Consider the following 13,687-nt stretch of genomic DNA (forward strand, 5'->3'; position numbering starts at 1 on the left):
AAAAAGCATTTCGGACCCTGCGTGACCTCACTGCTGCTCAGAATATTCGTCAGTTAAGATCATACGGCGCTCCAGATACGCATAGGGAGCGCCGATGATTGTGGCCGTTCAGCGCGTTTCGCAGATCAGGGATGCACCTTCCCAATCGCACCAGGTCGTGTTGCCGGGACGGTAGTTTCCCAAGCCCGCCCAGTCGAGCGACTCTTCCAGACCCATCGGAAGCTCGCCTCTCTGCCAGGCCGCGGCCTGGTTCACGTCACCGCTGCCCTCATAGGTGACCATCGAAGGATATGGATGGACCGGCCGGGTCGCAGTCGTTCCGTCATCAAGCAGGATGCTGTAGACAATTTCATCCGGTGCAGTGCCGCGTTCCACCCAGTCGATCATCGGGCTCAACATGTCCAACGTGGCCTCGTTGGGTCCAACGCCGCAATGATTGACGCCGGGAAGCATGTAGAAGCTCATGAAATCGTCGACCTCGCCCATCTGCTCCTTCACGGCAGTGAAGTAGTTAAGCGTGCTCCGCGGCGGAACCCCAGGATCTGCGGAACCGACCCAGAGTATCATCTTGCCCCCGGCATCGCGGAACGGTGCGAGGTCGGGATTGTTCGGATCGGTCAATTGGCTCAACTCGGAAAGGCGATCGTAGGTTGCCTGGTCATATTCGATCGTCTCGAAATCCAGACCTGTCGGTGCGTCAAAGCTGCTCCCATAGCGCGGGTATTCGAATGACCATGCCGCATCCCCAAGCGAGGTGTCCATCGGCCCGTCCGCCGCTTCCGGGATGAATGTTCCCACCCAAGCCAACTCTGATCCTTTCGGCATCTTGCCTGCGGAAAACAACGTCTCGCCGTTATTCGGCCCACGATAGACTTGCTCGACAACCTTTACTTGCGCCTCGGTCAAGCACTCCGCGGTGTCGTCGCCCTCGCATTGCAAGGCCGCCGGCTCGAAATTGCACAGGCGTTCGTCTTGGATCAGGCCGCCTTCGTCGGCGCAGGTGTCCATCACGAGTTGGTGCAGTGCCGGAATCTTGTCGGCGGTCAGGATCGCCTGAGCGTCTGCCCCAGTGTTCACGTGAATGCCCCAAGCGTGATACATGCTGTCATTCACGGCCTTGTCGATAACCGGGGCGCCGACGACGATGCCGTCATAGGCCGCCGGATAGCGTTGCGCCATCGCCAGCCCTTGCCGCCCACCGTCTGAACATCCGACGAAGTAGTTCGCAGCAGCGGGCTGACCGTAATAGGCCTCGATCAGCGCTTTGCTGACGATGGTAGACTTGTTCATGCCCTCATACGCGAAGTCCACTATGGCACCAGGGTTGCCGAGCGCCCAGAGCATGTCCGGAAACCACTGCGGCGACCGACGATGACCAAGGTCGGATGAAGCCGTGACGACTTCGCCCCGGGTCACTGGTTCGCAATCTGACAAGGCCCGCGACTGGTTCGACGAAGGGTCGGCATTGATCCCGCCACAGTAGCCGCCGCAGCCCAGCATCAGGAACCGCCCGGTCCAGGCCTCGACGGGCATCCGCACCTCGAACCGCACGTCCGAGGCCGAGTAACCATTGACCACGCAATGTGGACCCTTGCCCTCGATCTCGACGACTTCCGCACCATCCACGCGGCTGGGTGCGCCTTCGAGATCCCGAAGGTCGAGCTCGACTAGGCTTTCGCAGGCAGTCGCTGGCGCGATGGCTTCTTGCGCCGCCAACGGTTTGGGTGTCGAAACCACTGACACCAGCACAATGGCGCATGTGCCGAACAAGTATGCGACACCTCTTTTTGTACTTCGCATTAAAGGCAGTTTCATTGCTGCTATCCTCCCAAGTCTTGGCACACCAATCAGTCGGATCGGTGGATGTGGAGTAAGCTGCCGCGGTCGGAGATTGCTTTCCAATACCAATTTGCCAGTCAAATTAACATGATGTTATTATATCCACTGAAACCGTGGTGCGCCTAGCTCGCGCCATCGGGGCCAGAAAGGTCCCGCCTAGCCTCTTTCATTCGCGCGGCAACAGGGCCGTTGAACCGCCGCGCGATAGAACTAGCGCCCATTGCTGCACGTTGCAGCGAGCGTGGGAACACCCGAACCTCAACCATGGAGCGACTTGACGTGATGTGGTGGAAGGAAGGCAACGCATCGCTTTAACCCGGATATTTCATCGGGAAGGTCTGGGTCCCTCCGCGGATTTGGTGAGATTGTCGCTGCGGGTCTTCATGCCGGCGTGTGCTGCGAACCGGTTAGAGGAGGACAAGGGTAAGAGCCTGTCCGACGGACGGAATACAACCCCCTGGAGAAGATCGCGACTAGGCTGCGGTGAGAGCACTGTGACATCGTGAATGAAAGGCACCCGCGACGCGCTGCCGGGGCGGTCCCGCATTCTCGGTGACGCGCGCAGCTTCCGGCCCGAGGTCAGCGCAGAGATCGCGCGGCAAGCACATGCCATCGTCGCGGGAATTGCCGCTGCGCATGGCGTGACCGCCGAGGTCGACTACAGTCGCGAATTTGTGCCGCTCGGCAATGACGCGGCGCTGGCGACCGCGCACGAGGCGGCGCACCGGGCCATAAGCCACGCCGAACTGGTCGACGTGCCCGTGGTGATCGTGCCTATCTCGGGCCGCGACCCGATGGAGCAGATCCAATGGGCCAAGCGGCGCGGGCTGAACGTCTTCGCCGAGACCTGCCCGCAGTACATCGCCCTGACCAAGGACGACCTCAAGGGGCTGAACATGGACTTCGAGGGGGCGAAATACGTCTGCTCGCCGCCGCCCCGGGATCACGACAGCCAGGAGGCGATCTGGCAGGGGCTGCGGGATGGCACCTTCGATCTCTTCTCCGAGGGCGTCTCGAAGGGCCGCATCAGCCTTGAACGCTTCGTCGCGCTGACCTCAAGCAACCCCGCCAAGCTTTACAGCATGTATCCCCAGAAGGGCGCGTTGGTGATCGGCGCGGAGGCCGACATTACGCTGTGGGAACCCGAGCGCCGTGCGGTGGTGCGCCAGGAACGGATGCACCACGGCGCGGATTACACGCCGTACGAGGGAATGGAGATCACCGGATGGCCGGTGCGCACCGGCTACGCGGCGTCGGAGGGGGTCGTGCAGGACGCCCTCGGCCAGTACCTTGCGCGCGAAACGTCCCAACGCCGTTTCTGAGAGAGGCAAGGCCTGTCAGTGGACAAACGATCCATTGCCTTTTGGGAGCGGGGCTCAATGCTGATCATCGGGAGCAGGGACACTGGTGGAAACCAATTGGAACTCATCGAGTTTGAGCGTGCTATGCCTACGAATGGTGTCTTCTCCGCGCTTGGTCGGTGAAGGCTGTCGGCCTCCGGCGATCAGGTTTCGCGAGCAGCGTCGAGAGAGCTTGACGCCTTGTGGGCCCAGATCTGCAGGATACGCGCAGCCTTCCCATCGCGGCGCCGGGCGCTGACCATCGCCCGCTCCGGCGCGGGCAGCCCGCATTGTGCCAGCATGTGATCGACGTCGATGGGAAAACGGGCGCTTTCCGGCAGGTCCCCAAGGGCCGCTCCCGCCTGCGCCATGTCCGCCGCGTAGTAGAGCTCCGACACCCCGCAGATCAGCATCGCGGCGACGCAGAGAGGGCAGGGCTCGCAACTGGAGTAAAGCGCCGCACCGCGCAGATCGACGGTGCCGAGATTGCGGCAGGCGTCGCGGATCGCCTCGGTCTCGCCATGCGAGGTCGGATCATGGTTGAGCACCGAGCGATTGATGCCCTCGCCCACGATCTCCCCGTCGCGGACCACCACCGCGCCAAAGGGTTCCGTGCCCGGCGTGGTCAGCGCCCGTGCCGAGATCTCGATGGCCCGGCGGAGGAAACGGTCTTCAAACATCGGCGCTCTCCTCGGCTGCGAAACAGGCAACCCGGCGGTCGTGGACGTGCACCTCGCGCTGCGGCCGCTCGCGCTTGCAGCGATCGAAGGCCATCGGGCAGCGCGGATGGAAGCTGCATCCGGGGGGCGGCGACACCGGCGAAGGGACCTCGCCGCCCATAGGCACGCGGTCGCGCTTGGGGGCTTCGAGGTCGGGGATCGTGTCCAGCAACATCCGCGTGTAAGGATGTAGCGGGCGGGCAAAGAGATCGGCGGTGGGCTGAATCTCGACGATCCGCCCAAGGTACATCACCGCGATCACGTCGGCCATGTGCCGCACCACAGACAGATCATGGCTGATGAAGAGGTAGGTGAGGCCCATCTCTCTCTGCAGACGTTTCATCAGATTGAGAACCTGCGCCTGCACCGAGACGTCAAGCGCCGACGTTGGCTCGTCGCAGACGAGGAACTCCGGCTCGCCTGCCAGGGCGCGGGCGATCGAGATGCGCTGGCGCTGGCCTCCCGAGAATTCGTGCGGGAACTTGGCGGCATCGGCGGGAGCGAGGCCAACCGTCCGCAGCAGGTCCTCGACGCGGGTCATGACCTCAGGCTCGGGCGTCTCGGGGCGCAGCGTGCGCAGCGGTTCGGCAATGATCCGGCCGACCCGCCAGCGCGGGTTGAGCGAGGCATAGGGATCCTGGAAGATCATCTGCATCTTGTCGGGGTCGCCGTTGAAGCGGATCGCACCGCCGGAGGGTGCATGCAGCCCGGTGACCAGCTTGGCGATGGTCGACTTGCCGCAGCCGGACTCACCAACCAGCGCCAGAGTCTGGCCGGGCTGGATGTCGAAATCCACCCCATCGACCGCGCGCAGCGTGCGCCGCGGCTTGCCTTCGAGCAGGCGGTTGAGCCAAGGCGCGGAGACGTCGAACCGGCGCTCCAGCGCGTCGACTTCGAGGATCGGACGGGTCATGCGGTTTCTCCGGTCAGGGCGAGCCAGCAGGCGGCGCCGGTGGTTTCGAGCCGCGGCGTGTCGCGGCGGCAGCGCGGTCCGGCGTAGGCACAGCGTGGGTGGAATGCGCAGCCCTGCGGGATGCTATCCAGGCGCGGCATCGCGCCGGGGATCATCTGCAGCTCTTCCATGTCCTTGCGCAGGCTGGGGATCGAGCCCATCAGCCCTTCGGTGTAGGGGTGGCGGGGGCGGCGCACCACGTCCTCGACCGCGCCGAGCTCCGCCAGCCGCCCGGCATACATGACCGCCACCCGGTCGGCAGTTTCGGCGATCACCCCCATGTCATGGGTCACCAGCATCACCGCTGTGCCGCGCTCGCGACAGAGCCGCTTGAGCAGCGCGGTGATCTGCGCTTGGATCGACACGTCGAGCGCGGTGGTCGGCTCGTCGGCGATGATCAGTTCAGGCTCGGCGCAGAGCGCCAGGGCGATCACGATGCGCTGCCGCATCCCTCCGGAGAACTGGTGCGGGTAGTTGTCGATGCGTTCCTCCACCGCCGGAATGCCGACCTCGCTCATCAGCTCGAGCGCGCGGGCGCGCGCCGCGCTCTTGCTCAAATCGCTGTGCAGGCGGATGGTCTCGACCAACTGGTCGCCGACCCGAAACAGCGGGTTGAGCGAGGTCAGCGGGTCCTGGAAGATCGCGCCGATGCGGCGGCCGCGCACCTTCTGCATCCCGCTCTCGGTCAGCGTGTCGATGCGTGTGCCTGAAAGGCGGATCTCGCCGGCGGCGATGCGGCCCGGCGGCTCGAGCAGACCGAGGATCGCCATGCCGGTCATCGATTTGCCAGCTCCGGACTCGCCGACGACGCCGAGGATCTCGCCGCGCCCGATAGTCAGCGAGATATCGTTCACGGCGGTGAGCACGCCGCGGCGCGTGGGAAACTCGACGCGCAATCCGCGCACGTCCAGGACAGGGTCGGTCATCGCTCGCTCCTTGCGTAGCTGGGGCGGAATATCTCGGTCACCGGAGGGTGCCCGGCAGTGCGGTCGGGGTACTTGGCCACCAGCCCGTCGAACTGTGCCTGAGCACGCGCCATGTCGGCGGCCTCGTCGCAGCCGGGGATCTTGCGGTCGGTCATCACGCGGCGCCCGTCGATCCAGACGTCTCGCACGTCGCGCCCCGAGGCCGAGGTCATCAGGCTCTGCACCGGGTCGGGGACCTGAAGCGTACGGCCAAGGTCGATCACCGCGATATCGGCGCAGGCGCCGGGGGCGAGGCGGCCGAGATCGCTCCGGCCGAGCGCGCTTGCCCCGCCCAGTGTGGCGGCATCGAACATTTCTTCGCTGCGCAGCGCCTCGTGCCCTTCGGCGAGGCGCGCGGTCATCATGCCGATCTGCATGTTGAGGATCATGTCCGGTGGCCAGGTGTCGGTGCCGAGCCCGACGTTGATCCCGCGCGCCCGGCAGGCCGGGAATGAGCGCAGCATGCCGCCGTGCCGGGCAGAGACCAGCGGACAATGCACCAGCGAAGCCCCATGCTGGGCGATCAGGGCGAGATCGCGCTCGGACGCGTGGGTGCCATGCGGCAGCAGCCAGTTGGCTCCCAACGCGCCGACCCGGTCGAGCCAGTCGATCGGCGTGGTGCCGTGCTGCTCCTGTACCAGCCGCAGCTCGGTGGGCGACTGGCAGCAATGTTGGCGCACCGGCGCGCCCATCTCGGAGGCGAGCGCCTGGGTGCGGCGGAGCAGCTCCCCGGTGCAGGTCTCGATCCGGTCCGGGGCGAACATGGCGCGGATGCGCCCGCCCGCAGTGCCGTCTATGCGCGTGGCAAACTCTGCAGCGTCCTGCAGACCCTGCAACCCGCGGGGCGCGTCGTAGACGGCTCGGATGGTGCCAGCCGTGTCGGTGACCTGCCCGCCGGTGCGATAGGCGGGGCCGAGGTAGACCCGCAAACCCAGGTCCTCGGCGGCATGTGCCGCGGCGTCGAACTCGGCCACGGTCTCGCCCCAGGCGCGGTAGAACAGCGAAGCGATGGGCAGGGCAGTGGTGATGCCGTTGCGGATAAGCTGCGCAAAGGCAAAGCGCTTCTGAAAAGCCAGCTCTTCGGCCGAGTACATCTCGTAGGGGCCGCGCGCGACGTAGCTCTCGGGCCAGACGCGGCCCTTCTTCCACGCCGGGCCGTTGTCGTAGCCGAGGATGGTCGTGTCGAGGTCGGACAGCGCGTCGAGATCGACGAACCCCGGCGAGATCACCGCCTCGCCGTAGTCCACGCGCCGCGCAACCTCGCCCTCGAAGCGGCGCCCCACATGCAAAACGCGGGTGCCCTCGATCACCGCCACGCCGTCCTCGTATACGACGTGGCAGCCGTCCTCATGGCCAATGACCCAGCGGGCCGAGAGCAAGGTGCGGTTCATGGCGCGTCGATCATGGGTTTGCCGTCTCGCGCGACCACCCTACCGCGCTTGACCACGAGCGCCCGGGGTGCGCGCAATGCCACCGCCTCGGCCAGGGTCTCGCCCTCGACCAGCACGGCGTCGGCATGGTCGCCGATCTCCAGCCCGTAGCCCTCGACCTCCATGATCGCGGCGCCGCCACGGGTGCAAATGTCCAGCGCCAGTTCGACCTCGTCGTCGCGGCGCAGGTTGTTGCGCAGCCCGACGAACATCGCCCGTTCGAGCATGTCGGCGTTCCCATAGGGCCCCCAGGTGTCGCGGATGCCGTCCGAGCCCGCACCGGTCAGGATGCCTGCCGCCTTCAGGTCCTTGACCAGCGGCACCGGCGCCGAAGCCGGGGCGGTGGTGATGATGTGGATGCGCTCTTCGGCAAGCTGCTCGTGCAGCGACGCAACATAGGCGCGGTCACTCATGCCGAGGCAGAAGGCGTGGCTGACGGTGACCTTGCCCTGCATCCCGTGGGCACGGGTCCGGGCGATGATCTCTTCCATCGAGAAGCCGCCCATCAGGTCACGCTCATGCAGGTGGATGTCGATCGGCTTGCCGTGCTTCTCGGCGAGCCGGAACACCGCGTCCAGATGCCCCTTGGGATCGCGCTCGATGCCGCAGGGATCAATGCCGCCGACCACGTCCGCGCCGAGCGCCAGCGCCTCGTCCATCAGCTCGACAGTACCCGGGCGCGGCATCATCGAGGACTGCGGGAAGGCCACGATTTCGATGTCGACGTAGCCCGCAAGCTTCTCGCGCGTCGCCATGACGCCCTCGATGCCGCGCAGCCCGTGGTGAGTGTCGACGTCGACGTGGCTGCGGATGTGGGTGGTGCCGTGGCCGATCGACAGGATCGCCTGCCGCTCGCTCTGCACCTGCGGATCGAGCCCGAGGGAGACTTTGACTTCGCGCTCGTTGTCGATCTTGTCGATCAGCCGTGGGCCGACCTCGTTGCGGTACCACGGCAGACCGAGCAGCGACTTGTCGAGATGGGTGTGCGCCTCGACCAGCCCGGGGATCAGGATGCGGCCGCCGCAGTCGATCGCCTCGGCGCCCTCGGGCGCGGCGGCGACAAAGCGGCCCTCCATGATGTGCAGATCGGTGGCGGGGGCGCCCATCGGGCGCACGTTCTTCAGGGTCTTTGCAGTCATGGTCATCTCAGTTTTGGGTTGAGCGCGTCGCGCAGCCAGTCGCCGATCATGTTGACCGACAGGACGATCAGGCACAGCTGGATCGCGGGAAACACGACGATCCACCACAGGCCAGAGAAAAGGTACTGGTTCCCCACACGGATCAGCGTGCCGAGGCTGGGCTGGTCCGGCGGCATGCCGACGCCGAGGAAGGAAAGCGTCGCCTCTGACAGGATCGCGAGCCCGAAGTTCAGCGTCGCCGCGACGAGGATCGGGGTCATGCAGTTAGGCAGGATGTGGTGCAGCATGATCCGCCATGGCTTGACCCGGATCAGCCGCGCCGCGCTGACGTAATCCTTCTTGCGCTCGACCATCGCCGATGCGCGCACGGTGCGGGCGTATTGCACCCAGGACGGCACCGCGATGGCGAGGATGAGGATCGGGGCAGCAAGCACATCTTTGAGGTGCGTCGGCAGCGCGGCGGTCGCGACGGCGGTGATGAGGATCGCGATGAGGATGAAAGGCATCGACAGCAGCACGTCACCAAGCCGCATGATCACATTGTCGACCCAGCCGCCGAAGTAACCCGCGACCAGTCCCAGGGAGAGCCCGACCGCCAGCGCCGCCATCACCGAAGCAAAGCCGATGACGAGGCTGATCCGGGAGCCGTAAAGGATCGCCGAGAGGATGTCTCGGCCCTGCGTGTCGGTGCCGAGGATGTAGGGCCATTGCCCCTGCGCGTTCCAGATCGGCGGAATCTCGGCGTTCCACAGCTCGAGCGCGGCGAGGTCATAGGGATCCTGCGGCGTGATGAGAGGCGCCAGCAGCGCGCTCAGCGCCACCAGCGCCAGAAGGCAGGCCGCGAAGATTGCGCTGGGATGGCTGCGGAAGGAGTACCACAGGTCGCTCTCTCGCAGCGCCGCAATGCGCGTTCGGCGGGGCAGGGCGGTCTGGGCGGGGGCCTGCGGCGTATCGGTCATGGGAGAGATTTCAGCCATTGGCTCCTCCGGCTTTGGCAGCATCGTCGCGCAACCGGGGATCGACCCAGGCATAGGTCACGTCGACCAGCGTGTTGAGCAGCACGAAGATGAAGGAAACGAGCATCAGGTAGGCGGCCATCACCGGGATATCGACGAAGGTCACCGCCTGGATGAAGAGCAGCCCCATGCCGGGCCATTGAAACACCGTTTCGGTGACCAGCGCGAAGGCGATAAGGTTGCCGATCTGCATGCCGGTGAGGGTGATCACCGGCATCAGGCAGTTGCGCAGCGCGTGGACCCAGTGCACCCGGCGTTTCGGCACGCCGCGCGCGCGCGCGAACTTCACGTAGTCGCTGCGCAGGGTCTCGAGCATCTCGGCCCGCACCAGCCGCATCACCAGGGTGATCTGGAAGGTCGAGAGCGAGAGCGCCGGCAGCACCAGGGCCGCGCGGCCCGAGGGGGTCAGAAGACCGGTCGACCACCAGCCGATGTCCACGGTTTCGCCGCGCCCAAAGGCGGGCAGCCAGCCGAGGCTGACCGAGAAGCCGAGGATCAGCAGGATGCCGACCACAAAGCTCGGCAGAGAGACGCCGACGATCGAGCCCAGCTGCAGCGCGTTCGCCAGCCGCGAATTGCGGTGCACGGCAGTGATCACCCCGAGCGGGATGCCGACCACCAGCGAGATCACCGTGGCCACCAGCACCAGCTCGAAGGTCGCCGGGAAGCGCTCGCCGATCAGCACCATGACGTCCTGCTGGTTGCGGTAGGAGATGCCGAAATCGCCCTGCGCCGCATGGGTGACGAAACGCGTGTACTGGGTGACGAAACCATCGTTCAGCCCCAGTCGCTCGCGCAGCTCCACGCGATCGGCCTGCGTTGCCTGCTCGTTGACCATCATCTCGACGGGATCGCCGAAGAAGCGGAAGATCACGAAGGCCAGCAGCGCGACGGCGAGCATCACGAAGGCCGCGTTGGCCGTGCGCTTGATGAGAAAGGCGAGCATGGCTCACTCCTGTCTTGCGGGCGGGGCGGACCCACCGGCTGTCATCCTGTCTCGAAGGGGAGGGCGCGGGGGCGATGGCCCCCGCGCGCCTGCCTCAGCTGCCCTGACCGACCTGCGCGAACCACAGCCGCGGCTTGTTGTCGGGGAAGAGCGGCATCTCGCTGACCTCGTCGGTCACCGCCCAGGCCATGGGCTGCTGGTGCAGCGGGATCATGATCATCTCGTCCTTGACGAACTGCAGGGCCTCGGTCTCGAGCGACAGGCGGGTGTCGGTGTCGAGCTCGCTGCCCGCTGCGTCGATCAGTGCGTCGAGTTCGGGGTAGGACCAGCCGCCCCAGTTGAAGACGCCGGAATTGCCCACCTTGCTGTGGAAGATCTGCAGCAGCGGTGAATAGGCGTCGAGCATCGGCAATGTGGCCCAGCCCAGCGTGTAGATGTCGGTCTGGCCGTTGGTCCGCTTCGGGGTCTGCACCGCCCGCGGCGCCACGTCGAGCTTGGGCGCGAGCCCGATGCGCGACCACATCGAGGCGATGGCCTGGCAGAACTGCTCTTCGTTCACCAGACCGTCGGCGAGACAATTGAACTCGAACTGCAGCCCCTCTGGCACGCCGGCCTCGGCCAAGAGCGCCTTCGCGGCATCGGGATCGTATCCGGGAACTGTATCCAGTTCTTCCGAGTAGCCGGGGATCGGCGGTGCCACAGTCGCGCCGGCGGTGCGGGATTTCCCGCGCATCACCCTGCTCTGGATCAGGTCGAGGTCGATCGCCTTGTAAAGCGCCTCGCGCACGGATTTTTCCTTGAAGGGGTTGGACTCACCCGAGACCAGCGTGTCGCGGAAGGGAAAGCCGATCATCACGGTGCGCAGGTCGACGCCTTCGAGAACCTCGACATTGGGCGCAGCGGCGAGCCGAGGAAGGTCCTGCACCGGCGCGTCATTGGTGAAGTTGATCTCGCCCGATAGCAGCGCCGCGACGCGGGTCGCCGCCGAGGTCACCGGGGTCAGCTCGATCCGGTCGAGATTGTGCTGCGGCTCGTCCCACCAGTCGGCGTTCGCAACGAAGACGGTCTTGGCGTCGGGCTGACGGCTCTCGACCCTGAAGGGGCCGGTGCCGTTGGCATTGTAGGTGGCGTAGCCCTCGGTGCCCGAGCCGATGTCGGTGGGCAGCAGCGAGTCGTGCTCAACCATCCATTCCTTGTCGAAAATATGGATGTTGGTCAGATCGTTGAGCAGAAGCGGGTAGGTGTCGTTGAGCGTGATGTCGACGGTCAAATCATCGACTGCCTCCGACGAGACATAGGCCGGAAGGTTGCCCTTCAACGGCGAGGTTTCATGGCTGACCCGCTGCAGCGAGGCAACCACGTCCTCGGCTGTGAAGGGGTTGCCATTGTGGAAGGTCACCCCCTCGCGCAGCTTGAAGCGCCAGGTCACCTTGTCGTCAAGGATTTCCCAGCTGGTCGCCAAGGCGGGCTCGATCTTGAGATCGGCATTGTAGCGCACCAGCCCCTCGTAGACATGGTTCAGCACGTTGATGGTGAAACTGTCGCCATAGGAATAGGGATCGAGCGATCCGATGTCCCGGTTGGCGCCCCACTTGAGCACGTTCTCGGCCTGCGCTGCTCCTGCGAGGGTGGCGAGCGCCGCCGAGGCAAGCAGAATCTGTCTGAAAGTCATGGTCCCGTCCCTGTTGGTGATTGTATTTGGGAATCGATCAAATTGGATACGATGTGTGTTAGATGGCGCATCGAGGAGCGCATTGCAAGACAATTGTATCCAATTGACGAGATCATCTGGATACGCTACTGGAGTGCAAAGGAATGCGACAAGGCTGCGAGCCATGACCGAAAAAACGACACTCACCGATGCGGTGCACACGCTGCTCAAGCGCGCCATCATCGAGCAGGCGCTGAAGCCGGGAATGCGCCTTCCCGAGGACACGGTTGGCGAGCAGTTCGGCGTGAGCCGGACCATCGTGCGCCACGCTTTGGTGCGGCTCGAGAACGAGGGGCTGGTGGTCACGCGACGCAACCGTGGCGCCTTTGTCGCCGAGCCCTCGCTGGATGAGGCCAAGCAGATATTCGAGGTCCGGCGCGCCCTCGAAGCCGAGGTCATCCGCATCCTCGTCGAGCGCATTCCCTCGAGCGGCTTCGACCAGCTCGAGGCGCATGTGCGCCTGGAGGAGAGCGTGCGCGGCAAGGACGGGCCGGTCTCGATCCGTCTCGCCGGCGAGTTCCACACGCTGCTGGCCGAGCTGACCGGCAACGCCGTCCTCTCGCGCTACGTCGGCGAGGTGGTGCTGCGCTGTTCGCTGATCATGGCGATGTACGCCAAATCGCACTCCTCGGACTGCGCGGTGGATGAACATTCGCAGATCATCGAGGCGATCCGCGCGGGAGATGCCGAGCGCGCAACGCAGATCATGGATCATCACCTTGGTGCCGTCGCCGGGCGCGCCGAGCTTGAACAAAAACCGGACAGCATCTCATCGATCCTGTCTCGCTACGGAAAGGAGCTGGCGACGTGACCCACCACGCGCTGAACTTCGCGGACCTGACGCCGCGCGAAGCCTACAAGGTCATGATCGGCACGATCGTGCCGCGCCCGATTGCCTGGGTCACGACGGTCTCGCCCGAGGGGGTGGTCAATGCGGCGCCCTATTCGTTCTTCAACTGCTTGTCGGCTGACCCGCCCATCCTTGCCCTCGGCGTCGAGAACAAGCCGGACCGCAGCTTCAAGGACACGGCCTACAACATCCGGATGACCGAGTGCTTTACCGTGAACATCGTTGATCGTGCCAACGCCGGGACGATGTCTGTGACCGCCGCCGCCTTCGGCCCCGAGGTCGACGAGCTCGAGATGGCCGGGCTCACCGCCGTTCCCGGCGAGAAGGTTGCCTGCCCGCGGATCGCCGAGGCGCCGGTCGCCTTCGAGTGCCGCCGCTACCTCGGGATCGAGGTCAGCTCGGCCCGGGAAATCATCCTGGGACAGATCGTGATGGCGCATGTGCGCGAGGACGTGATCGACCTCGGGACCTACTACTCCAACCATGAAAAGCTCGACGCAATCGGGCGCATGGGCGGGAACGGATACGCCGGCACGCTGGACTACTTCGACCTGGCGACACCTTCGGCGGAAGAGGTTCTTTCGGCGCGGAAGGTGCGGGCCTGACGGCTGTAATACCGGGTGATCGCGACCAAAAGAGGACACCTCGGGCCAGAGCCAAGGTTCAATGCGGTTACATAATGTGTGTTATACGCAAACACGAATGTAAGCGCCAAGTTAGAATGTCTCACATGAGCAAAGCTGAAGTGTCACACTCCCCTGAATGGGCAGGATTGGAGTG

12 protein-coding genes are annotated in these 13,687 nt (G+C 65.0%); 3 read left to right on the plus strand and 9 right to left on the minus strand.

Annotation, left to right across the window (positions count from 1 at the left end; genetic code table 11):
- Window positions 1-108: 108 nt before the first annotated feature.
- Window positions 109-1,815 carry a tannase/feruloyl esterase family alpha/beta hydrolase gene (locus G0Q01_RS18225; RefSeq protein ID WP_164196862.1) on the minus strand — a complete coding sequence of 569 codons (1,707 nt, stop codon included), beginning with the start codon at window positions 1,813-1,815 and terminating at the stop codon, window positions 109-111.
- A gap of 530 nt (window positions 1,816-2,345) precedes the next feature.
- Between G0Q01_RS18225 and G0Q01_RS18230 the strand changes: the two genes are divergently transcribed.
- Window positions 2,346-3,161, plus strand: coding sequence for an amidohydrolase family protein (locus G0Q01_RS18230; RefSeq protein WP_164213696.1), 816 nt, complete (start codon window positions 2,346-2,348; stop codon window positions 3,159-3,161).
- A gap of 182 nt (window positions 3,162-3,343) precedes the next feature.
- Here G0Q01_RS18230 and G0Q01_RS18235 read toward each other — a convergent pair whose 3' ends face one another.
- From G0Q01_RS18235 to G0Q01_RS18270, 8 genes are all read right to left on the minus strand, one after another.
- On the minus strand, window positions 3,344-3,859 hold the full coding sequence (locus G0Q01_RS18235) for a nucleoside deaminase (RefSeq protein WP_164196860.1): 516 nt from the start codon (window positions 3,857-3,859) through the stop codon (window positions 3,344-3,346).
- Window positions 3,852-4,811 carry an ABC transporter ATP-binding protein gene (locus G0Q01_RS18240; protein ID WP_164196859.1) on the minus strand — a complete coding sequence of 320 codons (960 nt, stop codon included), beginning with the start codon at window positions 4,809-4,811 and terminating at the stop codon, window positions 3,852-3,854. The genes G0Q01_RS18235 and G0Q01_RS18240 overlap by 8 nt, the downstream gene beginning before the upstream one ends.
- On the minus strand, window positions 4,808-5,776 hold the full coding sequence (locus tag G0Q01_RS18245; protein WP_164196858.1) for an ABC transporter ATP-binding protein: 969 nt from the start codon (window positions 5,774-5,776) through the stop codon (window positions 4,808-4,810). Before G0Q01_RS18245 ends, G0Q01_RS18240 begins: the two co-directional genes overlap by 4 nt.
- Complete coding sequence (locus G0Q01_RS18250) at window positions 5,773-7,206, minus strand: chlorohydrolase family protein (RefSeq protein WP_164196857.1); 1,434 nt, start codon at window positions 7,204-7,206, stop codon at window positions 5,773-5,775. Before G0Q01_RS18250 ends, G0Q01_RS18245 begins: the two co-directional genes overlap by 4 nt.
- Window positions 7,203-8,384 carry an amidohydrolase family protein gene (locus tag G0Q01_RS18255; RefSeq protein ID WP_164196856.1) on the minus strand — a complete coding sequence of 394 codons (1,182 nt, stop codon included), beginning with the start codon at window positions 8,382-8,384 and terminating at the stop codon, window positions 7,203-7,205. Before G0Q01_RS18255 ends, G0Q01_RS18250 begins: the two co-directional genes overlap by 4 nt.
- A gap of 2 nt (window positions 8,385-8,386) precedes the next feature.
- Window positions 8,387-9,361: an ABC transporter permease gene (locus G0Q01_RS18260; RefSeq protein ID WP_235940246.1), complete on the minus strand. Its 975-nt coding sequence runs from the start codon at window positions 9,359-9,361 to the stop codon at window positions 8,387-8,389.
- Window positions 9,354-10,346: an ABC transporter permease gene (locus tag G0Q01_RS18265; RefSeq protein WP_164196855.1), complete on the minus strand. Its 993-nt coding sequence runs from the start codon at window positions 10,344-10,346 to the stop codon at window positions 9,354-9,356. Before G0Q01_RS18265 ends, G0Q01_RS18260 begins: the two co-directional genes overlap by 8 nt.
- A gap of 94 nt (window positions 10,347-10,440) precedes the next feature.
- The gene (locus G0Q01_RS18270) at window positions 10,441-12,018 is read right to left on the minus strand and encodes an ABC transporter substrate-binding protein (RefSeq protein ID WP_164196854.1); all 1,578 of its coding nucleotides are present in this window, start codon (window positions 12,016-12,018) and stop codon (window positions 10,441-10,443) included.
- A 163-nt stretch (window positions 12,019-12,181) separates the two neighbouring features.
- Here G0Q01_RS18270 and G0Q01_RS18275 point away from each other — a divergent pair, with 163 nt between their 5' ends.
- Together G0Q01_RS18275 and G0Q01_RS18280 are read left to right on the plus strand one after the other, a co-directional pair.
- Window positions 12,182-12,868, plus strand: coding sequence for a GntR family transcriptional regulator (locus G0Q01_RS18275; RefSeq protein ID WP_108970657.1), 687 nt, complete (start codon window positions 12,182-12,184; stop codon window positions 12,866-12,868).
- Entirely contained in the window at window positions 12,865-13,512 is a 648-nt protein-coding gene (locus G0Q01_RS18280; RefSeq protein ID WP_370457300.1) for a flavin reductase family protein, read from the plus strand. Before G0Q01_RS18275 ends, G0Q01_RS18280 begins: the two co-directional genes overlap by 4 nt.
- The last annotated feature ends 175 nt before the right edge of the window (window positions 13,513-13,687 follow it).

Origin of the sequence: Salipiger sp. PrR007 (assembly GCF_010499845.1) — a bacterium.
GTDB classification, from domain to species: Bacteria; Pseudomonadota; Alphaproteobacteria; order Rhodobacterales; family Rhodobacteraceae; genus Salipiger; species Salipiger pacificus_A.